The organism is Sporolactobacillus putidus (genome assembly GCF_014647035.1).
Taxonomy (GTDB): domain Bacteria; phylum Bacillota; class Bacilli; order Bacillales; family Sporolactobacillaceae; genus Sporolactobacillus; species Sporolactobacillus putidus.
The window spans coordinates 16,263-38,328 of record NZ_BMOK01000013.1; the positions used below are offsets into that span (position 1 = coordinate 16,263).

Below are 22,066 nucleotides of genomic sequence, written 5' to 3' on the forward strand. Positions count from 1 at the left end.
CAAAGCTCGTCTACCTCATGATGCATATAAATATAGGACAATACGACAGCAGAGATAGATGGAAGGGAGTGACATGAGCGGAGCGCATAAGAGGCAGGGTCGTCTCTTAAAAACATCATGAATTTGCCGGCCAGATTGAAAGGAGACAACTATGATTTTTCAACCTATGGTTTGGATAACCGTTTTAACCTTTTTTGCGACTGTTGTATTTATTCTTTGGAGACCGGGAGGGATTAATGAAGCCATACCTGCTGCAGTTGGCGCGTTTATTGTGCTACTGAGCGGAAGTGTTTCACTATCGGATCTTGGGAAAATAGCAGATACAATAAGCGGTGCGGCTATTACGATTATAGCAACGATTGTTATGGCGATTGTCCTGGAAAGCTTCGGTTTCTTTAATTGGATGGCGGAAAAACTCGCCGCCCAGGCAAAGGGGTCGGGAATTCGCTTATTCTGGTACATCAATCTTCTCTGTTTTCTAATGACTCTTTTTTTCAATAATGATGGAAGTATTTTAATCACCACGCCGATTTTGGTCATGCTGCTCAACAATATGGGCCTGAAAAATCATGAGAAAATCCCGTATTTGCTGTCCGGGGGCCTGATCGCCACCGCGTCGAGTGCTCCGATCGGCGTTAGCAATATCGTTAACCTGATTGCTCTGAAGATCGTGCATATGACATTGTATATGCATACGGCTATGATGTTTGTTCCGGCATCGCTCGGCCTGCTTTTGCTGACCGGGCTTCTGTTCCTCAGATTTTACAAAATATTGCCGAAAACCGTTCCTGTTACGGTGACCGGACGTTCATTCAAATCGTATCATCCGCTCAAATCAGAACTTCATCATGTATCGGAAAAGAACCGTTCCCGGCTGATGCGCAATGTCCTGCTGTTCGTATTTTCCGTCCGGGTCAGCCTGTTTGTCGCTTCATTTCTGTCGATCCCGGTCTACATTGTCGCTGTTGCCGGTTCGTTGATCCTTCTCGGATGGAGATGGGCTTATTTAAAAATACCTCCTTACGATATGCTAAAGAAAACGCCCTGGTATATTCTCATTTTCGCCTTCAGCATGTATGTCATTATCTATGGCTTGAATAACATCGGTTTGACCACTTTACTCGTCAACTATTTGCATCCTGTGGTATCCGGGAACTTGCTCCATGCGAGTGTCATGATGGGTTTGCTGCTGTCCGTTCTCTCCAATCTTTTTAACAATCATCCGGCACTTATGGTTGGGACCCTCACATTAACGAACATGCATCTGAATCTGCTGACCTTGAAAGTCTCATATCTGGCTAATGTCATCGGCAGTGACATGGGTTCCCTGCTTCTCCCGATGGGAACGCTTGCCACCTTGATGTGGATGCATATCCTGAAAAAAGGAAAAGTACGAATCACCTGGCGGGAGTATGTAAAAGTCACCGTGTTCGTCATTCCGCCGACCGTTTTGTTTACACTAGTCATTTTATATTACTGGGTAACCTGGATTTTCGGCGGAGTTGGTCAAGTATAGGCTCATATAAGAAGAAAGGAACCTTAAAATGAATGATTTTAAAGATTTAATTGGAAAATATATAGAAGTAGAGATCTCCGGAGGCAGTTTTTACAAAGGAACCCTCATCGATTCCGGGCTGGACATTATTGTTCTGTATGTGGGCAAAAACCGTTCCTTTTATTACATTCCGATGGTTCATATTCAAAAATTGAAAGAAACCACGATAGAGGAAGATGCCTCGTACGATCCTCCTGTAGAAAAACCGTTTGAAACGGATCAAATCTCTTTCCGCAACATGCTGACCAATGCCAAAGGAATGTTTGTTCAGGTGTTTGTGACTAGTAATATTTCCATTCATGGCTATTTAACCAGCATCATGAACGACTACTTTGTCTTTCACTCCCCTGTGTATAAAACGATGTTTATCTCCATGAACCATGTCAAATGGCTCATACCTTATCCGGCAAATGCAACACCTTATTCCCTGAACAATCAAAAACTGCCGCTTATACCGGTTAACATTTCACTGGCCAGAACATTTGAAGAACAGCTGAAAAAATTAGAAAACCAGCTGGTGATCATCGATGGTGGAAATGATGCTGAAAAAATAGGCCTGGTTCAGAAGGTGCAGAATAATAAAATGACGATCATAACCGCTGAAAGGGAAACCGTGTTCCGGAATCTGGAGCATATCAAAATGATACAATTACCGTGATTGATCCTTCTTCAGATGAATCCATTTATAAGAAATCAAGCCGCACATGAGGACAAAAAATAATCCACCTTGCGCTTAAGAAGGATGGATGCGAAATTGGACTCTCACATTTTTCATGGCGGGGAAGACGCCCTGGTTTTTCTCATACTATAGGAGAGTATAAGTTTTTAAGGATTATAGTATAAGCGACCGAACAGATCGCCGCGTCCTGCGGCATGTTCGGCATTAGGCCGTCCTGGCCCCCGCAACTAAGGCTCAGCCTACGCCAAGTTTTCTAATGTTTTTAATAGAGTATGCCAGATACATGAACTTGGTTCAAAGAAATGTGTATCCGCATCTTTGACGTAAGCGAACGGCGGATTGTAACGCTTTATAAGCGAGGCCTTGAAGATTTCTGAGGTCCCGCTATTTTTGCGCGCTCGTTCCCTTCCTTCTTAAGAAAGGTCTCTTTTGCACGGTCAGCAGCTGCGTTGCATTGGACGTATTAAGAAAGTTTGCCCTATAATAATTTTAAGGAGAATTTGTGAAATAAATGATAAGAAAAGAGGAAACAAAGATGGATGCAAAGGCAAAGAAGACGGCTCTGCGCGGTATTACATATGGTTTGTATCTTGTGGGAACGAAGGATGAAGGCGGCGTCAACGCTTTTGCGGGAAACTGGCTGACACAGACTTCTTTTGAACCGCCCATGGTCACTCTTGCCGCAAAGGCGGGCACACGCTCCCAGGAACAAATAGCCGCCGGCGGCGTATTCAGCGTCAATGTACTGGAAACCGGGCAGAAAGAGATGGTCACCGCGTTTTTTCGTGCCCTTGAACCGGAAGGCAATAAGCTGGCCGGGTATGAATTTTACACCGGGGAGACCGGATGTCCGATCTTCAAGGATGCGCTCAGTTATTTCGAGTGCAAGGTTGTGGATAAGGTGGAGAAAGGCGATCACTATATATATGTTGGCGAAGTGATCGGCGCCGGTGTGCACCGTGAGGGCGATCCGCTGACGATGAAAGAGACCGGTTTTTATTACGGCGGCTGATGCTTTTTCAGATGTCCGGGCTAAAAGATGTAACGTTATAACGAGACGGGGGACATGAATGTATAGTTTCAAGAATGACTACAGTGAAGGGGCACATCCCAGAATCTTGAACGCTTTAATAGAGTCAAACCTGGAGCAGGAAGAGGGTTACGGGGAAGACAGCTATTCATTAAAAGCGATCGATCTGCTGAAGCAGAAACTCGGACGGACAGATGTTGCGATCCATCTGATTCCGGGCGGGACGCAGACGAATCTGATCGCGATATCTGCTTTCCTGCGTCCGCATGAAGCCGCAATCGCGGCGAAGACCGGCCACATCAACACACATGAAACCGGCGCAATCGAAGCAACAGGACACAAGGTGGTTGTCGCCGAGTCGGATGAAGGCGGGAAACTGACCCCTGAAGCGGTTCAGGCGGTGCTCGATGCGCATCCTGATGAGCACATGGTGAAACCAAAGCTGGTCTACATTTCCGATACGACTGAAATAGGGTCCATTTATACCAAAGGCGAACTGGAACAGTTAAGCGAATTCTGCCATGCACACAATCTGATTCTGTATATGGACGGCGCCCGGCTTGGATCGGCCTTGTGCTCCGAAGGCAATGACCTGGAATTAAGCGATCTGCCTGAGCTCGTTGACGCTTTCTATATCGGCGGGACCAAGAACGGCGCGCTGCTTGGTGAAGCCTTAGTGATTTGCCGTGACGCGCTGAAGGAAGACTTCCGGTATTACATAAAGCAAAAAGGAGCGCTGCTTGCGAAGGGGAGGATTCTGGGCATTCAGTTTCTTGAGCTGTTCGGGGACAATCTGTTCTTTGATCTGGCCGCGCACGCCAATAAGATGGCGGACAGGCTCAGAGAAGGATTGTCTGAAGCGAATTTCGGGTTTCTGGCAGACTCTCCGTCCAATCAAATCTTTCCAATCCTGCCCGACATATTAATTTCCAGCCTTCAGAATAACTATTCCTTTCATGTCTGGGAAAAAGTTGATTCGGATCATTCAGCCATTCGTCTCGTGACTTCATGGGCAACAAAAGAGGAAGCAATATCCGCTTTTCTTGAAGATATAAAAGAACTTGCCAAGTGCTGAATGTAAAATCTTTTTATAAATAAAGTCGGGCTCTTCAGCCCGCGCGGCTTATCTGCTTGAATCCGGGATGATCGATTCCCGGATTTTTTGTTGTCGCCGTATGAAATAGGAAGGAGGTTTTGTTTCAACCATCAAATAGAATAATTATCCGCATATCAGTCGTTAGGCTTAAATATCGGTCGTTAACAGCAGTTAATCGGTCGTTAGGCTTGATTTATCGGTCGTTAACAGCAGTTAATCAGTCGTTAGGCTTGATTTATCGGTCATCAGCCCAATTGTATTGACCTTCGCTGATTTATCACCACATCTGCCTGGCTGCATTCAGCAGAGCGGACAAATTTTGAACAACATAAGTCAGCAAGACGGACGCTTAGCGGCCTCTAAACTATGGTGGGATTAATTGCATTATATGACTGGAGAGAATCTTTTTCATTTTAAGTGATCTCTAAATAGAATCATTTGAATTTGTAAGTTGAAATCATAGGCTCTGGGATCCTTTATTTTGAGACCAATTATTTGTTGTTAAATCATGAAGTAAAATGGGATCTTTACAAAACTAATGATATTAGTTATAATGCTAATATAAATAGTAAAAAGGAGTCATTCAAAATGAAAATTACAAGAGAAGGTTCCATTTATCAGCTCACTTTCTTTCCGTCCTGGTTTCCCGTCAATTGTTATTTAGTTGATGAAGGAAATGCATTGACGTTAATTGATACCGCCCTGCCGTTCAGCTATAAAGGAATTTTGAAGGCCGCTGAAGATATCGGTAAACCGATTTCGCGTATCCTGTTAACACACGCCCACAGTGATCATATCGGATCTCTGGACGGACTGAAAAAGCTGCTGCCTGATTGCGAAGTGGTGATTTCTGCACGGGATGCGAAACTTTTGAAGGGGGACGTGACGCTTGAGACGGATGAACCGCAAACACCTGTCAAGGGGGGCGTTCCAAAACCGGGGCAAATTCAGACAACACCTGATACTTTAGTTTCCGAAGGCGATATCATCGGACCTTTTCAAGTGATCGCATCTCCGGGCCATACTCCCGGACACATCGCCTTATTTAACGAAAAAACGCGAGCGCTGATTGCAGGCGACGCTTTTCAGATAAGGGGAGGGGTAGCAGTTTCAGGCCAGTTAAAGCCCTTATTTCCTTTTCCGGCTTGGGCTACCTGGAATAAAGAAGTTGCCGTTCAAAGCGCGATTAAACTTAAAAAATTGTCACCAAGCTTATTAGGTGTCGGGCATGGGAAGTTATTGAATAGTCCTGAAGAAATCATGTCGCGCGCCATTCGACAGGCCGAAAGAGCTTTGAAAGGTGGAACAAAATGAGAGAAAAGGTTACTAGGCAAGCGATTCTCCAAATCAGCGAGAAAATTGTCAATCAGGAGGGGTATGAGGCTCTGACCCTTGCAAGAGTTGCAAAAGCATTGGAAATTAAGACACCGTCACTGTACAATCATATTTCAAGCTTGAATGATTTACGAAAAGCGCTGGCGCTTCACGCGCTGAAACAGCTTTATCATGAGATTATGACTGCAGCCGTCGGGAAGTCGGGCGAGGAAGCACTGAAAGCCATCGGGTTCGCTTATATTCATTTAATGAAGGATAATCCCGGATTGTATAGCGCGACCTTAAGCGCGCTTGATCCACAGGATACGGAAATCAATCAAATGAGTTCAGATACTATCGCCATTATTTTACGGGTGCTGGAACCTTATCATCTGAGTGAAGAGAAAGCGATCCATTTCGTCAGAGGATTGCGTGCCCTTTCATATGGTTTTAGTACACTTGAGAGACAAGGAGGGTTCAATATCGACGTTCCTCTCAATGAATCGATTTCCATTGCCTTTGATATCTTTATTAAAGGCATGATTGCGACATTAAAGAAATGAATACGGTGTGAAAAATATGAAATTTGAAAAAGCGTGGTTGGCGGACATCGCCGACACGAGCCGATGCTCATGGAGCACAGCCACAATTTTCGGCTCTTTTTGCCTATGTGCAGGTGGTGAACAAGGACGGTTAGGCGGTCTCTTCGTCATTACTACGGTTTACTATAGACGGCACGCAGAGACAAAAGGCCGGTTGCAAAAACAGTCCATGGCGAACAGGCCGCTTGAAAGCAGAAAGGGTTAATGAATAGGCTGTTCATTGTAAAGTTTCACAATGAGTCACGATCAACCGGGAACGCAGTCCAAACCGGCATGATTTCCCGTCTAATTTTGCAGGGTGATCCCGAACTTTTTCAGTTCCAAAAATATAGGCTCCAGTTTTTCTCCAAATTCCGTTAATGAATAGTCAACATGAGGAGGAACTTCAGCATATATTTTCTTGGAAATAATCTTAGATTCCTCAAGCAGCTTTAATTTGGCGGATAACGTCCTTGGGCTGATCCCCTCTAAATTCCTCAGAATTTCGCTATATCTCAAAGTGCCGTCGATCATCAGCTCCATGATGATTAAAAATGACCACTTCGTTCCAATTAAATTGAGTGCGGCTTCGATCGGACAATCTTTTAAAGGATTTCGGGTTAATTTAGTGAAGCCATAATTTGTTTCGGTCAATAACCGCCTGAGAAAAGTCCGGATAGAGAGAGTATGTCAAAGAGTATGTTTTGAAAAAAACGGATCGAAACATGCTCTTTAGTGCTGTCTATTATAAAAAAACGTGAACATTTTTGTTTTCACTGTTCAAATCGATGCTGCGCTTTGAATAAAAAATTCCTGTCCCCTTTTTTATTTGCTTGAAACAGACCAATGTGCCGGGCGAGAAAGCAGGTGCGGTAGTTTAGTGCGTGTATCGCCTTTCGCCGAGCTGATCTGAGCCTGAGTGAGAAAGATACTCCCGGTGAGATCAGCTCCGCTAAGGTCGGCATCCCGTAAATCAGCACCGATGAAGTCGGCTGCTCGCAAATCGGCGCCTCGGAGATCCGCAGCAATGAGATATGCACCTCTTAGGTCGGCTCCGCTCAGATCGGCTCCGCTCAGATATGCCCCTATAAGATCGGCTCCACGCCGGTCGATTCGCTTATTTTTTTTATAACCCTTAAGCAGCCTGCGTGACTCCGCCCACACGCGTTCGCTTGTTTTTAAGAGCAGCGCGTTAACCTTTGATCGGTGAGCGGGAACGTCGAGTGCCAGGAGTGAATCGGGACTAAGTTGGGACAATCGCTGCGTTTCATCAAGTGCGGAGCAAAGCTCTCGGTGAATCGGCAGAGACGCTTTCAAGGTAAGAGCTTCAGTCAGATACCAGAGCATCTCATGAAGCTGCAGCATAATTGGGAACACATCGAATATTTTCCTTGCCGTTTCCTGCTCGTCATGCCAATCGACCCCTCCGAAAGTGACTTGAGAAACCTGTTGCCCTGCACCGAAACAGTCAAAAGCGGTACACCCTTTAAACCCCTTCTGCCTGAGATCTTTATGAATGCTGCAGCGAAAGTCCGATTGCAGATTCGGGCAGGGTCTGCCGGCATCTTTTTCGATCGCAAAATCTGCTGAAGCTGCGAAAGACAGTGCAACACAGCACAAACCGAAACAGTTACCGCAGTCGGGGTGCAGACTGCTGTGGTTTATATTGGGTTTTGAATTTGGATCATCATGGTTCGCAAACAATGGGTGCAACTCCTTTTTCTTACAAATGAATACCGCCATCGATCAGGGTCAGAAACCGATTGTTCCAGATGGATTCATGATGGTCAATGATGTCCTGTGCTTTCAGAACGGAACTGTCCAGGGTACTGTGGGTGTACCGAAATAACCTGTTCTGCTGATAGCCCAGGCTGTATGCCGCCCGGATTGTTGTATCCAGGCAGAACTCGGTTTGCGCTCCCGCGAACGTTAGCTGGTCGATTTTATTTTCCTTTAAATAGTTATGGAGCTCTGTCCGGTAAAATGCATCCCAGGTCGTCTTCCTGATCACTTGGTCCGATTCCGACCGGTTTAAATTTTTGTGGAGCTGCCAGTTGAATGTGCCTTCAAAGAGTTCATCATCGGGATCCTGGCTTGTATGCTGTATAAAGATCACCGGGATGTCCTGATTGTGGGCCTGATCGATTAAGCGATTGATATTTTTCAGTACACGTTCTTTTTCGTACAGATCGTTTTCCGGGTTATTAAAAAAGACTTCCTGCATATCAACGACAATCAGGGCTTGTTTCATATGACGGGACCTCCATCGTTTTATTGGGTAATACAGCTTATTTACGACAGCAGGCTGCTGTCGATTCAACTTCGGAAAAACTGGACAATGCTGAAAGAAAGGCGTTCTGTACGTCTGTAGCGGATACGATGGATTGACCGTATGAAAGATCCCGCGTAGCGCAAGCGTCGGAAATCAGTTTTACTTGATAGCCCAATTCTTTAGCCTGCCGGGTTGTTGAATCCACACACATATGAGTCATCATACCACAAATGACCAGCTGATTGACTCCCTGCTCCTGTAATTTTTCCTTAAGAACCGTTTGTAAAAAGCTGTTTGGATAGGTCTTTATCACGATGTATATGGGTCTCAGGATTATGGTGTCTTTGAAAACACGATGGCCGTCAATCCGAATGTTGAATCGGTGTATAAGATTTCTGGAGACGGATGCTATCTGCTGACCGCGCATTTTTTGCCCGGCGAACTGGATAATTTTTGCAAGGAGTTATTGAACTATGGACGCTACAAGGTTAACATTTCCATAAAGCAAGTGAAGTAGGGTGAGGCCGCCTTCAGATGAACGTGAAGGATGAGCGATAAACAAAAGATGATTTAAATTGGAGATGCAGCGGAGATGAACTTATCGGAGATTTTAAAAGGCACTCAATATAGATATGAAATCATCCAGCATGAGAAGCCAATCCTGACTAGAGAAGACGGCTCGGATTATTTTGGTATTGAAGTCGGCCAGACAGCTCCGACGCTGATCCTTAAAACAGATCAAGGATTTCTGGGGGCTATTATATCGGGAAGTCGCGAAAAGATCGATTTTAATAAACTGGCTGATCTTCTTGGCTGCAGTAAAGTAAAGTTGGCCTCTCCCGGGGAAGTTCGGAAAGCAACAGGATTTGATGTAGGGAGCGTTGCCCTGATTGGTTTTGGTTTACCTTGCGTGGCAGACAGGCGTCTGTTCGATTATGATTTTATTTACGGCGGGACGGGACAATCAACGTCTACGTTAAAAATCGACCCGCGTGCATTAATTGAATTAAATCAGGTACTCACGGTTTTTGATTAGGAGAGTGAGATAGTGTTCATCCGGCTTGTTATACTGCGCCACTGTGGACAATATGATTATCAAACATTTCAAATGTGCATCCTTCAGGTGCTTCGCGCTTTCGCGGAGCATTTTTATAATGAGCAGGACAGTTGTTTCATTGTTTTGGAAAGCGTGTTTGACATTTTTGCAAAGCTTGCTTTGCAATATAGGGAGGAGGATATTTGAAATCAAGAATTCAGGAGTTGCGCAAAAAAATAAAATATCACAGGAAGAGGTTGCTTTTGCAGTCAGCGTAACGAGGCAGACCATTACCTCATTGGAACGTGAAAAATATACACGGCTTTGGTTCTTGCTTATAAGATTGCGAAATATTTCGGATTGACTATCGAAGAAATCTTGGATTTTTCAGGTGTGGAGGAAATATAAATGGAAAAATACAAAAGGAGATTGCATAGCCATTCAAGAAAACAGTTGTTTACTCATGCTGGCATACCAGCATTCAACCATAGATTTCACGAAAAAAAGTTCTTTACTGCTCTATAATTAGATAAATGGTCTGTTGCGTAGTAGACGGACAATGCGCAACAGTTCGATCGAATTTAGAAAGCTGAACCCAATCAGGAGAAAGTCGAGCCAAAACGCGAAAAAGTCGAACCGAACTATTGAAAAGTAGAACCGAATCCGGCAAAAGTCGAACCAGAAATGAGAAGTTGAACCGAAACGGGAAGAAGTCGAACCGAACTATTGAAAAGTAGAACCGAAAATGAGAAGTTGGACCGAAATGCGAAAAAGTCGAACCGAACTATTGAAAAGTAGAACCGAATCCGGCAAAAGTTGAACCGAAAATAAGAAGTTGAACCGAAACGGGAAGAAGTCGAACCGAACTATTGAAAAGTCGAACCGAATCTGGCAAAAGTAGAGCCGAAAGTGAGAAGTTGAACCGAAATGCGAAAAAGTCGAACCGAACTATTGAAAAGTAGAACCGAATCTGGCAAATGTCGAACCGAAAATAAGAAGTCGAACCGAAATTCAAATTGGACCAAGCTGAGTCAACATGACAAAAAAGTTCAGCCATTATATATTGTCAGATCTTTCACTCCTATCGATTTTATGAACAGTTCGACATTGCCGCGCAACAAGACCGTTTTCAGTAAAGGACTTTTTTGTCCAGTAAACAACTTTATTTGTAAGTAAAGAACTTTATTTCAATACGACAATAAGTCCATTTTGGTCCTGGTTTGATAGAAACGTAAGATTCATTCCTCTTGTATTTAGGTCGACATACGAAAAGAACGCATCTTGAATAATTAGACGGTGCGCTCTGACGTTCTTCCTATAAACGATGCTTATTTCCAGTTAATTCACACCCGGCTCTTTTTCGGCCATTCGCCGACAAACTCGGGCTCATCATAGTCAAAGAAGTTTTTCAGATGCTCCTTGCGATCATCGCGAAAGAGCTGGTCCGTTACCGCCGCGACGACTTCTGGTATGCTGTATTTCATGCCAGACAGCGCCGAGGCGGAGAGGCCGCAGCTGATCATTCCGGAATAGTTAAACGCGAAGAGACCGTGAAGCAGATTCTGCCCTTCTTCGTCGCGGCTCCGGAAGGCGAAGCCGGAACTGAGATAAGGGTGCGCGTCAAGCATAGGGTTGGCGATTTCCTCCGGCGCTTGATAACGGTCACGCCAGCGGGCGATGTGGCTTTCGACCAGGCTCAGTTCCGGGCGCAGAGCCGGATCGGTGCGAAGGCCGGTGCTGATGATCAGAAAATCAAAAGTCAATTTGCCTTGAGGCGTTGTCACTATTGCTCCGTCATCTGCGGCTGCCACATCAAGCCACGGCGCTCCAAGGTGCAGATGAAAACCGGGCCATGAGGCCGCACGGCCGAACGTGTCATTGGTCGGCGGCTGATTGAACTTGAAGAAATGGGCCATAACCGCGTACTTGTCGGCATCCGAAAGTGTGTGAAAATGGGCGATAATGCCGGAAGATTCCATCTGGCGGATCGGATTGATGCGCGGCAACTGCTCCCGGCGGACAAAGACATGAACTTCACCTGCACCTTCAGAGAGTGCGAAATTGGCATTATCGAAGGCTGATGCTCCGCCGCCCAGAACAGCAATTTTCTTACCCTTAAGCGCTTCAAAATTAATGGCCTCGGACGTATGGGCATAGAGCCGGCGCGGCAATTTTTCCGAAATCATTGATGGCACATACCATTGTCCGCCGCCCTGGATTCCGGTCGCCAGAATGACTTTTCGCGCCAGCAGCCTGTCGGATGTCGCTCCGGCTCCTTCGATATGCAGCCGGTGAACGCCGTCTTCCGCAGGCTCGATCAGCTTCAGCTTCACACGGTTCATGACAGGCAGACGAAGCACTTCCCGATACCAGCGCAGATAGCGCATCCAGTCACCCTTCGGAATCTTGTCGAGCGCTTCCCAGCTTTCCGGTCCGAACTGAGCTTCCCACCATGCACGGCAGGTCAAAGAGGGAATCCCGAGATCGATCGGGGTCAGCTGTTTGGGCGTTCGCAGCGTCATCATACGGGCGTAGGTAACCCATGGCCCTTCCAGACCTTCAGAATTTTCGTCGATGACGAGGATGTTGGACACCCGTTCACACAGGAGACCGAAGGCGATACCTAAGCCGCATTGACCGCCGCCGACGATCACGGCGTCGTAGACATGACCCTCGGGATGATGGATCGGAAGCACCCAGTCGGGACCGCCGAATGCGAGACAAGAAAGATCTTTTTTCACACGTTCGTTCAAAGCCTCCAGACTCATGATCATTCATCCTTTCATCAATTTGACGTAAACATTTCTAACATTGTTTGTCCCATATACTATCTTTTTTTCTCGGCCATTTCAATCGTAATTCATCTAAATTTTATTTTTCTGATTATTTATAGTCACTAATGCTCGTTTTGCCAGACTATCTCTTATTTTCTGTATAGAAAAATGAAAATACCGGCGAGGATCACAACAATACCGATACCCTGCTGCAGCGTCATGCCCTGCCCCAAAATAAAATAGGCAAGGATGCAGGTACCGATCGGCTCGCCTAAAATACTCATCGATATGGTTGAAGCCTTCATCCATTTCAGCAGCCAGTTGAAAACGGTCTGACCCAGAATCGTGGAGATCAGAGCGAGACCGGCAAACCACAGCCAATTCAAAGCCGAGTAGCGTGTCAGGGAAAATCCTTGAAACAGAGAGTAGCTTAATAGAAAGATAGCACTGCTCCCGTATCCGAGAATGGCATAGGGGAAGAGCGACAGTTTTTGCCTGAGATGCTGCCCGATGAAGAAATAAGCGGTGATGACGCCGGCTGCAAATAAAGCCAGTGCGTCACCCAGAAGAGCAGTTCCGCTGACCCGGAAGTCCTGCCAGCCGATAATCGCGCTTCCGGCAATAGCCAGAAAACCTCCAAACAGCGCGCGCCGTGTCAACTTTTCTCCAAAGAGCAGGTAGCCGAATGCGAAGGCAAACAGCGGCTGAAGCGTCACGAGCACGGTTGAACTGGCGACCGAAGTGAAGCGCAGCGACTCGAACCATAATGTGTAATGGGCGGCAAGAAAAATGCCGGATAAGACACCTAACAACCATTGCTTTTTTGACAAGTGGGCTAATTCCCGCAGCTCGGCTTTCCTGAACAGCAGAAAAGGCAGGAGCGCGAGCGCGGAAAAGAGCATTCTGTAACCTGCAATGATTGTCGACGGGGCGTCGGATAGTTTGACAAAAATGGCCGATGTGGATAGCGCGAAAACACCGAAGAACAACAGTATATAAGATAATGGCGGACTGATGGTTTTCAAAGAATCACTCCTCGGACGAAAAAGAAAAAGTACACAATAAAATATAGTCATGCATTATAATAAACAATGATCATCTTACGTCTTTACATTGCCGAGGACAAGGCTTTGACCACCGAGTTTACGATGTTGTGGTTATCGCAGCAAAAAACACAATTTATAGGATTCCGGGTGAATAAAATGTTACGGAACAAGCTTGGGGAAACCTTGCTGAATTACAGAAAGAAAACGGGGATGACTATTCGGCAGTTTGCGGAGCACTCCGGGATAAGTACGTCCTTGATCAGCCAACTGGAACGGGGGAATGCGAACCCTTCACTCAGCGTTCTGGAACTGATTGCAAAAGCGCTGAATGTCCTGCTGTTCACACTATTCATCAATGACATTGATCCCAATACGCTTATTTCACGAAAAAAGGACCGAAAAAAAGTTTGTCGCGAGAATCGTGAGCACATCGTCTATGATGTGCTCACCCCCGACTTTATGAAGGCCAATATAGAGATGCTGATGATGGATCTACGGCCCCACGCGCAAACAACAAAAGGATACTTTGTCCATCAGGAGAAAGAAGAACTCGCGGTTGTCATGAGCGGAGAAACTTGTGTCGTTTTGGACGGCCATGAACATGTTCTGGACGAAGGCGATGTCGTACGCATTCCTCCGCGTGTCAAACACAAATTTTTAAACAAATCCGATCACACCATTCATATTCTGTTTGTCTTAACGCCATCGCTGATTTGACTCGCAGAAAGATTCCTGATTGGTCTGCGACTCATGATGTTCGGCTCCGTTTTCAGCGGTTGTTTCTTTGTTGAAGTCTAATTTATCAAAGCAATAACAGCCAGGATCAGACCCGCCACATCAACAGCCAGTCCAAAAGGGCTGTTTTGAAAATTTCTTGCACCCATCATTCCACCGAGCGCTCGTCTTCCGCCTTGGAAGTTGCCGCCGCCAAACTGTGAAGAATCGGCCCCCGGGGCATAGCCCCCGGAATTATTTGGAAAGGCATTCGGCATATTTAATGAAAAAGTTCCTGGCTGGAAAGGCCTCTGGCTTCTCTGATAGTACGTATAGAGACCGTATCCCGATTCAATCAATAATACGACGGACACAAGGATGGCTTATCCAAAAATTAAATTGTTTCATCCGTTCCATGATAAGCGTCTCCTTCCTCATTGATTTTGAACCTACTCACGCAAGTGTAAATCGCAATTCTTAAAGCATGATTAAAATTAATGGACAAGAACCGGAGACGGAGAAAAAAGTATTGTTGGGTCAAGATAAAGAGACAATTGATCGTTTTAAGCTTCAGGGCGATTGTCCTTGATAAGGGGGCGAGCATTCAACGCTTTAGGGCGATTACCGCCAAAAACGGGGCGAAAGTTTTACGTTTTGGGGCGATTGTCTCCAGATTGAGGGCGATGACTTTCAACGAATCGTTCTCCCTGGGGCAAGTAAGGGATGACACATGTAAGAGAGTTAACCATTAGTTAACAATATGGAGCTGTTGTTAATAGATGCTCGCTTTAGAAGATGATAGCGACTGAATATAATGAACATAGGGGCATTCAGTGATCCCATTCGATTTTTTCTAAGACTTAGAATCTGACAGGTGAGAAGGTGAAGAGATGAAAATGATTCGTATGAATCAAGTCATCGCCGAAAAACGGAGAAAAAAAGGGGTAACTCAGGAAGAAATGGCCGCCTATCTGGGTGTGTCCAAAGCTGCCGTGTCCAAGTGGGAGTCTGGCCAGAATTATCCGGATGTTGCGCTTCTGCCGGTCATTGCCGCCTATTTCAGCATCAGCGTGGATGAACTGCTCGGATATGAGGAGCAGATGGCGCAGGAGGAGATCAAGAAGCTGTACCACAAACTGAGCCAGGCTTTTGCAGAGCAGCCCTTTGCTCGTGTTCATGAGGAGTGCCGCTCTTATATAAAAAAGTATTTTTCTTGCTGGAGACTGCTTTTTGCTATGGGGACGCTGCTGGTCAATCATGCACCGCTTGCCGGTCCGGAGCGTTCAGACGAAATTTATCAGGAAGCAGCCGGACTGTTTCAGCGGGTTGAGGCGGAAAGTGGTCAGTCCATTCTTGCGAGGCAGGCGCTTTCAATGCGGGCATTCTGTTATCTGGCATTGCGGCAGCCAGCAGAGACGATCAGCCTTCTTGCGGAAATCGAGGAACTGCCGATTTCCACCGATATTTTGCTTGCCAAGGCACACGCGATGAGAGGCGAGAGCCAAAAAGCGATCGGTTTGCTTCAGCGCTCTGTTTACCTGAACATATGCGGTATTGTCGGCGCCGGTCCCGATCTGCTCACGCTTTATGCGGACACGCCAGAGAAACTGGAAACGTGGCTTGATAAGACCCTGGAGTTCGGACGCGTGTTTAATCTCGCTGATTTGAATCCTTCACTCTACTTTCCCGTTTACCTGATTGCCGCGCAGTTGTTCATCAGTCATGGAAAAAAAGAACGGACGCTTGATATGCTTGAGGCGTACACGGATGCTGCTTTGCGAAAAGACTTGTTTCCGTTAACATTGAAAACCGATGGCGTTTTTGACGCGCTGGGGGAACTATTTGCCGATTTGCCCCTTGGCGCAGGAGCTCCGCGCAGCGACCGGCTCGTCCGCAAAGATTTAATCGCGGTCGTGAAGAATAATCCTGTATTTGCAGATCTGGCTTCCGAACCGCGTTACGGCCGTATTCTTGCAAGGCTTGCTTCGCTGGAAGCGGAAAAATAGTATAAAAAGCACTGCCACTTTTATAGACTGAAGGGATGGGTACCTATGCACGCTCTGCAATACTGGCCGTTTCTTATTCCTGTAGCGGCTCTGGAACTTGGATTAATGTTGATTGCTCTGATTCACATGATTCGCCGGGGAAGGACCCGTACGCTTAATACGGGCATATGGGCGGTTATTATTATTCTGTTTAGCCTGATTGGTCCGGTTCTTTACTTTATCATCGGACGGGAGGAGGACTGATATGCCGGTACTGGGGATCAGAAATCTGACAAAGCGTTATGGCTCAACCAATGTCGTCAATGGTCTGAACTTATCAGTTGAGAAAGGAAGCATCTTCGGATTTCTTGGACTTAATGGAGCAGGCAAGACGACAACGATTCGCATGATCATGGGCCTCACCAGACCAAACGGAGGAGAAATCACGGTCTGCGGCGAGCGTGTACGTTTCGGCTCGGCAGCGGCAAACAAACATATCGGTTATTTGCCCGATGTTCCTGAATTTTATGGATTTATGACACCTCGAGAGTATCTTTTACTTTGCGGCAATCTTAGCGGCATGGATATGAAAAAAAATAAAAAAAGGATCGACGAACTGCTGGAACTGGTCGGACTTGCCAGTGTGAAACGGAAAATCGGGGGCTTTTCACGCGGTATGAAACAGCGGCTCGGAATTGCTCAATCCCTGATCCATGAACCGGAGCTGCTCATCTTGGACGAGCCGACGTCGGCGCTGGATCCGGTCGGAAGGAAAGATATCCTGGACATTATCGCCTCGCTGAAAGGACGGGTGACCGTTGTTTTTTCGACACATATTCTCGCCGACGTACAGCGAGTCTGTGATACTATTGGCATCCTGCATCACGGTCATTTAGAGCTGGAAGGTGATTTGCCGGACATTGAGAAAAAATTTGCCGGTCAGAGTTTTCGCCTGAAGGTGCCCACGGCTGACAAAATGAACGAGCTGAAAGACCGGCTTTCCTTATTTCCATTTGTTAGGGAAGTCAGACAGGAAGGAACGTCGCAGCTGCTTCTCATCTCCACCGATTCCGGAAAACTATGCGAAGTGATCTGTCCGCTCTTAGCGGAATTGAATATACCACTCTCTCATTTTGAACAAATGGAATCAAGTCTGGAAGATGTGTTTATCGAGGTGATTCACGGTGCATAGCTTATTGACTTTCACTGCTAAAGAATTAAAAGAACAGTTTAAGACATTCAAGGGCGTTATCGTCTTTCTTGTACTGATTATTTTCGGGATGACCAGTCCGCTGTTTGCCAAGCTGATGCCGGATTTACTCCGTATGGCAGGAACGGGCACGATTATCCAGGTGCCGACACCGACTTATTTGGATGCCTACGCGCAATTTTTTAAAAATATCGGCCAGTTGGGCATCATTGTTCTCATTCTTGTTTTTTCCAGCGGTATCGTGACAGAAACGTTGAAGGGGACTGCGCAGATCATGCTGACGAAGCAGCTCTCGCGAAGTCAGTTTATCCTTTCAAAATTTTTTGCTGATGTGCTTGTCTGGACATTGTCCTATACCGTTTCTGCAGCGCTTTGTGTCATTTACACCGTCTATCTTTTCCCGGGAGACAGGCCGGGTCATCTTTTTCTTGCACTCTTTTGTATGTGGCTGTACGGATGTCTGACGATCGCTGCCGTCATTCTGTCCGGAACGCTTTTTAAAAACTATGCACTCGCCGCCGTCGGGGGTTTCGTCATCTGGGGACTCATTAACCTGAGCTCACTTCTTCCGAAAATAAAAGATGGAGCACCATCTGTAATCGGCAGTGCCAACATGGATCTGATTAGCCGCCATCTGTCGTCTTCAGCAATGCGAATGCCGGTACTGACGGCGTGCCTCCTTATCTTCCTCCTGCTGACTTGCGCCTGCCTTTATTTCCGCAGGCGTGAACTCTAAAAAAAGTAAGTGTTTTCTCCCTGAATCGTCTGGAAAGGGATGATCCCGGTCCAGTGTGGTGGCGGTATGCGTATGCTGCTTCTATGGCAGATAAACTTTACCAGTGAACAGCTTGAACGATGAAAAATCCGGTAACGACCGATAAACTGCTCACGACGACCGATAAACTGTTCGTGACGACCGATAAAACGCTTGTGACGACCGATAAATTGTGCGTAACGACCGATAATACGCTTGTAACGACCGATAACTTTACCAGTGAACAGCTGAAACGATGAAAAATCCGGTAACGATCGATAAAAATCTTGAAACTACCAATACTGAAACGGAGCGGAACAATGAAATTAGACTGGAAAATCAAAGAGTTCTCACAGCTCACAGCTCGAGAGTTATATGAAATATACAAAGCTCGAGAAGATGTATTTGTTGTTGAACAAGAATGCCCTTATCACGAAGTGGATGAAAATGATTTGAAAAGCCTTCATGTGTATGCTTTGGACGATCAACAGGAAATCATTGCTTACGCCCGGATCTTTGAGGAAGGAAATTCGGTTACTTTCGGCCGGGTACTAATCAATCGAAAATACAGAGGGCAAGGCTTAGGCAAATTGCTGGTCTCCAAAATTCTACATGTTATCGAAGATGGGGCTCCCGGGAAAACGGTTGTCATCGAAGCCCAGGAATACATACAGTCCCTTTATGCATCATTCGGTTTTAAAAAAACTACGGAAGTTTATTTAATCGATAACATTCCTCACGTTACGATGGAACTGCCTTGAGGCCGCTGATTTTCCAGAGCCCGTTTTGAATGGTTGAAAGCCTGACGCATCGCCTGCGGAGTGATGCCTTTTTTTCGTTTGAATACACGGCTGAAATAGTTCGCATCATTAAATCCGACAGCCATGGCGATTTCCGTTATACTTAATGAACCGCTCTGTAAAAGGTCAACGGCTTTATCGACCCTGAGCAAGTTGATATAATTGACAACTGTCTCCCCGTATATTTTTTTAAACGTGCGGCAAAAGTGTGCTTCGCTCATCAGCGCCTGATCGGCGAGTTCGGCGACGGTCATCGATTTCTGAAAGTTCTCATTCATGAAGCTGATCACGGACTTCAGCTGATTCAGGCTGATCATCCGCGTATTAAATCGCTTTTTTGTATAGATTTTGGTGACATAGCCGCGCAAGAGCAGAACAAGCAATTCGAGCAGGGATGACTGGATGGCGAGTTCGAAGCCGTCATTCTGCATTTCATCTTCCCTGATCAGGGTGCGGACGCAGTGCAGGATCCGCGGGTCTTTTCTGATTAGGTGACAGAAACAGATCAACTGCTGCGATAACAGCTCGGCGTACTTGGTGTGGCGCGGACCGGGCATCAGACTGAAAAACGAAGCGAGATCAATGCGAATCACATAGCAGCTTAATTTCATGCATCTGCTTTCCAGAACGTGCAGTTCATTGCTGTTAATGAGAGCGATGTCGCCGGACTGCATATCAATTTTCTCAGATTCGCATCGGAGCAATCCCGTCCCGGAAGTCAGATAGTAGAGCTGGATTTCTTCATGCCAGTTTTCCTTGAAAGTCGGGCCGTACCCAAGATGCGCGCGTCTCTGAATATCGACGTAGGGGTGCGCTTCAGGCTTGGACTTGCTGTAGTGGTTGGCCTCATTTTTTATCATCTGAAATCCTCCCGATCAAAATCGTGCGAAAGAAAAGCAGAATCGTCCATGAGTTTTCCGGATTCTTCTGATAGTATAGAAGTATTCAACCCATCTGTAAAAGAATGCGGCTTCAAACCGGGGGGCTTTGAAATTATGAGTATGGCGTTACCAACGGTCAAGGGTAAGACGAAAAGGCGTCTGGCGGCGAAAAAAGAATTGGTCGGCCTCAGCCTGACCCATTTTCTGAATGATTTAATGACAACCGGCATCGTTCCGGCGCTCCTGCCGCTTTATAAGCAGGCTTTTCATCTGAACTATTTGCAGGCCGGGGTGATTTTGTTTGTCTCCATGATCACATCCTCGGTTTCACAACCACTGTTCGGAATTCTAACCGATAAAAAACCAAAATCGTGGTTCTTGCCGATCGGTATTTGTCTGACCGGTTTCGGACTGACGGCTTCGGGGTTCGCGTCCGCTTACTGGATCTTGCTTCTATTGGTCGGTTTGTCCGGAATCGGCTCCGGTATTTTCCACCCAGAAGCAATGCGCGGCACCTACATGGCGGCCGGCAGCGCGAGGGGAACGGCGCAGGCGATCTTCCAGGTCGGGGGAAACTTCGGCCAGGCGGTCGGGCCGCTGCTTTTGCCGCTTTTTCTGATTGCGACCGGCCTGAGGGGCCTTGGCTGGTTTACCCTGGCAACAGTCTTAGGATTTGTGATCGTGCTTTCGATACTGCCCTGGTACCGGCAAAGCCTGGTGCGAAACAAAGCACGCCAGGCTAACATCAGAGGACGGAATCATCCGGCCGGCCTTTGCCTGCTGACCGCCGTGGTTATCCTGCGTTCGTGGACGCAGATCGGTGTTGCCGGATTCCTGCCCTTTCTCTATCTGCACCAGGGCATTGCGCTGAAATACGGAGATCTGCTGACGTTCCTGTTTCTCGCCGCGGGAGCAGTGGGGACCTTTCTAGGCGGCCGCCTCTCCGACATCGTCAGCCGAAAATGGCTGCTGTTTGTCTCGATGGCCGTCACCATTCCATTCGCCTGGCTGCTGCCGCACGTTCGTGGCATTTTCTCAATCATTGTCCTGTTTGTTTTCGGGCTGTTTGTGCTGTCTTCATTTGCCGTCACGGTTGTCTACGGACAAATGATGTTTCCGAAAAACATCGGCCTCGTTTCCGGCCTGATGGTCGGCTTCGGCATCGGCGCCGGCGGCATCGGTGCGACGGCCATCGGCTGGCTGTCCGATATATACGGTGTGTACGCCATCTTCAATCTGTTCGCAATACTTCCGCTGATTGCGGCCATTCTCACACTGTTCCTGCCAAGTGAACGCAGCCTGCTCAGCAATGGAAAATAGATGAAGCGCAAAACTAAAGGATTAATACCCGGGAAATATCGAATAGAAAAAAGTGAATGCTGCTGATTTATGCACCTTCTGAGGTGCTTTTTATTTACATCAGAAGAGCAAACGGAACAGTGCCAAAGGCGGTGATTTGACGTAACATCATATGAATTAATAAATTCAAAAACGCGATGTACACTGTGATAATAGGATCTCATGAGAAATTATCTTCTCTGGCAACAAAAACCGGGCAAAATAGAAACCCATCTAATCGATAAATTGATGAAAGGGTTTATCGCTTATTTTTATAGCAAATGACAAGACGAAAATGTGATTTTTTGCGAGGTGGCAGCTTTGATAAATATTGGGACACAAACAATAGAAACGGATAGGCTTTTACTCAGAAGATTTACTTTGAATGACGCCAATGATATGCTGAAAAACTGGATTAATGATGAAGAAGTTCAATTAAATTATGGCGAACCGGTATATGAAAACATTGATTCAGTTACTGAATTACTTAATCATTGGATTGCAGCGTATTGTAATGATGAGTATTATAGATGGGCCATAATCTTGAGAGAAAATAATGAAAATATTGGTCAGATTGCTTTTTGCGACATTGACTTGAATCATAACTATGCAGATGTCGAATATTGTATCGGCAGGTCTTATCAAAGAAAGGGATATGCATCCGAAGCTTTATCCGCTTTAATAAAATTTACATTTGAAAAAACGGGACTCAATCGATTGCAGGCTTTTCATAGAGGAAGAAATATGTCCTCGGGTAAAGTGTTGCAAAAATCAATGATGAACTATGAAGGAACCTTGAGACAATCTTTTTTTTACAAAGATGAAAATGAGTATGACGATAGAGTTTATTATGGTATTTTAAAAGATGATTATCTAAAAAATAAATTTCAATCTTGATGGTGATGCGAAACATTCAGAAGCTGCGTAACAAAATAGGGAGATTAATTTGAAAAGATTCCTTGATAAAGTGCCATCGTCAATGGACTTTTTTCATATTAAAC

Annotated in this window: 25 protein-coding genes; 17 read left to right on the forward strand and 8 right to left on the reverse strand. The window is 46.1% G+C overall.

Annotated elements, in window-relative coordinates:
- Positions 1 to 151: 151 nt before the first annotated feature.
- The 6 genes from IEX81_RS13010 to IEX81_RS13035 all read left to right on the forward strand — a co-directional run bounded on the left by IEX81_RS13010 (position 152) and on the right by IEX81_RS13035 (position 6,237).
- The gene (locus IEX81_RS13010; protein ID WP_188804020.1) at positions 152 to 1,516 is read left to right on the forward strand and encodes an arsenic transporter; all 1,365 of its coding nucleotides are present in this window, start codon (positions 152 to 154) and stop codon (positions 1,514 to 1,516) included.
- A 28-nt stretch (positions 1,517 to 1,544) separates the two neighbouring features.
- Positions 1,545 to 2,213, forward strand: a complete 669-nt coding sequence (locus IEX81_RS13015; protein WP_188804022.1) for a YwrJ family protein — start codon at positions 1,545 to 1,547, stop codon at positions 2,211 to 2,213.
- A gap of 556 nt (positions 2,214 to 2,769) precedes the next feature.
- Positions 2,770 to 3,246: a flavin reductase family protein gene (locus IEX81_RS13020; protein WP_188804024.1), complete on the forward strand. Its 477-nt coding sequence runs from the start codon at positions 2,770 to 2,772 to the stop codon at positions 3,244 to 3,246.
- 58 nt (positions 3,247 to 3,304) lie between these two features.
- Positions 3,305 to 4,339: a threonine aldolase family protein gene (locus IEX81_RS13025; protein WP_188804026.1), complete on the forward strand. Its 1,035-nt coding sequence runs from the start codon at positions 3,305 to 3,307 to the stop codon at positions 4,337 to 4,339.
- A gap of 609 nt (positions 4,340 to 4,948) precedes the next feature.
- On the forward strand, positions 4,949 to 5,674 hold the full coding sequence (locus tag IEX81_RS13030) for an MBL fold metallo-hydrolase (RefSeq protein ID WP_188804028.1): 726 nt from the start codon (positions 4,949 to 4,951) through the stop codon (positions 5,672 to 5,674).
- Complete coding sequence (locus tag IEX81_RS13035) at positions 5,671 to 6,237, forward strand: TetR/AcrR family transcriptional regulator (RefSeq protein ID WP_188804030.1); 567 nt, start codon at positions 5,671 to 5,673, stop codon at positions 6,235 to 6,237. Before IEX81_RS13030 ends, IEX81_RS13035 begins: the two co-directional genes overlap by 4 nt.
- 324 nt (positions 6,238 to 6,561) lie before the next feature.
- Here IEX81_RS13035 and IEX81_RS13040 read toward each other — a convergent pair whose 3' ends face one another.
- The 4 genes from IEX81_RS13040 to IEX81_RS13055 form a co-directional block, all read right to left on the reverse strand.
- The gene (locus IEX81_RS13040) at positions 6,562 to 6,909 is read right to left on the reverse strand and encodes a winged helix-turn-helix transcriptional regulator (RefSeq protein ID WP_229727614.1); all 348 of its coding nucleotides are present in this window, start codon (positions 6,907 to 6,909) and stop codon (positions 6,562 to 6,564) included.
- A 171-nt stretch (positions 6,910 to 7,080) separates the two neighbouring features.
- On the reverse strand, positions 7,081 to 7,959 hold the full coding sequence (locus IEX81_RS13045; RefSeq protein WP_188804032.1) for a pentapeptide repeat-containing protein: 879 nt from the start codon (positions 7,957 to 7,959) through the stop codon (positions 7,081 to 7,083).
- A gap of 19 nt (positions 7,960 to 7,978) precedes the next feature.
- Positions 7,979 to 8,506 carry a cysteine hydrolase family protein gene (locus IEX81_RS13050; protein ID WP_188804034.1) on the reverse strand — a complete coding sequence of 176 codons (528 nt, stop codon included), beginning with the start codon at positions 8,504 to 8,506 and terminating at the stop codon, positions 7,979 to 7,981.
- Positions 8,507 to 8,543: 37 nt separating this feature from the next.
- Positions 8,544 to 8,840, reverse strand: coding sequence for an isochorismatase family protein (locus IEX81_RS13055; protein WP_229727615.1), 297 nt, complete (start codon positions 8,838 to 8,840; stop codon positions 8,544 to 8,546).
- Here IEX81_RS13055 and IEX81_RS16980 point away from each other — a divergent pair.
- Both IEX81_RS16980 and IEX81_RS13060 read left to right on the forward strand, forming a co-directional pair.
- The gene (locus tag IEX81_RS16980; protein ID WP_506003412.1) at positions 8,826 to 9,044 is read left to right on the forward strand and encodes an Lrp/AsnC ligand binding domain-containing protein; all 219 of its coding nucleotides are present in this window, start codon (positions 8,826 to 8,828) and stop codon (positions 9,042 to 9,044) included. The genes IEX81_RS13055 and IEX81_RS16980 overlap by 15 nt on opposite strands.
- A 75-nt stretch (positions 9,045 to 9,119) precedes the next feature.
- Positions 9,120 to 9,563, forward strand: a complete 444-nt coding sequence (locus IEX81_RS13060; RefSeq protein ID WP_188804039.1) for an aminoacyl-tRNA deacylase — start codon at positions 9,120 to 9,122, stop codon at positions 9,561 to 9,563.
- Positions 9,564 to 10,906: 1,343 nt separating this feature from the next.
- On the opposite strand, the gene IEX81_RS13065 is transcribed toward IEX81_RS13060, so the two are convergent.
- Both IEX81_RS13065 and IEX81_RS13070 read right to left on the reverse strand, forming a co-directional pair.
- Entirely contained in the window at positions 10,907 to 12,331 is a 1,425-nt protein-coding gene (locus tag IEX81_RS13065) for an NAD(P)-binding domain-containing protein (protein WP_188804041.1), read from the reverse strand.
- Between the two features lie 155 nt (positions 12,332 to 12,486).
- Positions 12,487 to 13,353, reverse strand: coding sequence for a DMT family transporter (locus IEX81_RS13070; RefSeq protein WP_373292382.1), 867 nt, complete (start codon positions 13,351 to 13,353; stop codon positions 12,487 to 12,489).
- A gap of 186 nt (positions 13,354 to 13,539) precedes the next feature.
- Here IEX81_RS13070 and IEX81_RS13075 point away from each other — a divergent pair, with 186 nt between their 5' ends.
- Positions 13,540 to 14,100, forward strand: coding sequence for a helix-turn-helix domain-containing protein (locus tag IEX81_RS13075; RefSeq protein WP_188804045.1), 561 nt, complete (start codon positions 13,540 to 13,542; stop codon positions 14,098 to 14,100).
- A gap of 77 nt (positions 14,101 to 14,177) precedes the next feature.
- Here IEX81_RS13075 and IEX81_RS13080 read toward each other — a convergent pair whose 3' ends face one another.
- Positions 14,178 to 14,471, reverse strand: coding sequence for a hypothetical protein (locus IEX81_RS13080; RefSeq protein ID WP_188804047.1), 294 nt, complete (start codon positions 14,469 to 14,471; stop codon positions 14,178 to 14,180).
- Between the two features lie 516 nt (positions 14,472 to 14,987).
- Between IEX81_RS13080 and IEX81_RS13085 the strand changes: the two genes are divergently transcribed.
- The 6 genes from IEX81_RS13085 to IEX81_RS13110 all read left to right on the forward strand — a co-directional run bounded on the left by IEX81_RS13085 (position 14,988) and on the right by IEX81_RS13110 (position 18,807).
- Positions 14,988 to 16,103 carry a helix-turn-helix domain-containing protein gene (locus tag IEX81_RS13085; RefSeq protein WP_188804049.1) on the forward strand — a complete coding sequence of 372 codons (1,116 nt, stop codon included), beginning with the start codon at positions 14,988 to 14,990 and terminating at the stop codon, positions 16,101 to 16,103.
- 45 nt (positions 16,104 to 16,148) lie between these two features.
- Positions 16,149 to 16,346 carry a PLDc N-terminal domain-containing protein gene (locus tag IEX81_RS13090; protein ID WP_188804051.1) on the forward strand — a complete coding sequence of 66 codons (198 nt, stop codon included), beginning with the start codon at positions 16,149 to 16,151 and terminating at the stop codon, positions 16,344 to 16,346.
- Between the two features lies 1 nt (position 16,347).
- On the forward strand, positions 16,348 to 17,274 hold the full coding sequence (locus tag IEX81_RS13095; RefSeq protein ID WP_188804053.1) for an ABC transporter ATP-binding protein: 927 nt from the start codon (positions 16,348 to 16,350) through the stop codon (positions 17,272 to 17,274).
- Positions 17,267 to 18,028 (forward strand): ABC transporter permease, encoded by a 762-nt coding sequence (locus IEX81_RS13100; RefSeq protein ID WP_188804055.1) that lies wholly within the window; start codon positions 17,267 to 17,269, stop codon positions 18,026 to 18,028. The genes IEX81_RS13095 and IEX81_RS13100 overlap by 8 nt, the downstream gene beginning before the upstream one ends.
- A 119-nt stretch (positions 18,029 to 18,147) precedes the next feature.
- On the forward strand, positions 18,148 to 18,306 hold the full coding sequence (locus tag IEX81_RS13105) for a hypothetical protein (protein ID WP_188804057.1): 159 nt from the start codon (positions 18,148 to 18,150) through the stop codon (positions 18,304 to 18,306).
- Between the two features lie 60 nt (positions 18,307 to 18,366).
- A complete protein-coding gene (locus IEX81_RS13110) occupies positions 18,367 to 18,807 on the forward strand; it encodes a GNAT family N-acetyltransferase (protein ID WP_188804059.1) in 441 nt (146 codons plus the stop codon).
- Here the strand turns inward: IEX81_RS13110 and IEX81_RS13115 are convergent.
- A complete protein-coding gene (locus tag IEX81_RS13115) occupies positions 18,783 to 19,706 on the reverse strand; it encodes an AraC family transcriptional regulator (protein ID WP_188804061.1) in 924 nt (307 codons plus the stop codon). The genes IEX81_RS13110 and IEX81_RS13115 overlap by 25 nt on opposite strands.
- A 135-nt stretch (positions 19,707 to 19,841) precedes the next feature.
- Here IEX81_RS13115 and IEX81_RS13120 point away from each other — a divergent pair, with 135 nt between their 5' ends.
- Positions 19,842 to 21,047 carry an MFS transporter gene (locus IEX81_RS13120; protein ID WP_229727617.1) on the forward strand — a complete coding sequence of 402 codons (1,206 nt, stop codon included), beginning with the start codon at positions 19,842 to 19,844 and terminating at the stop codon, positions 21,045 to 21,047.
- A gap of 339 nt (positions 21,048 to 21,386) precedes the next feature.
- Entirely contained in the window at positions 21,387 to 21,962 is a 576-nt protein-coding gene (locus IEX81_RS13125) for a GNAT family N-acetyltransferase (protein ID WP_188804063.1), read from the forward strand.
- The last annotated feature ends 104 nt before the right edge of the window (positions 21,963 to 22,066 follow it).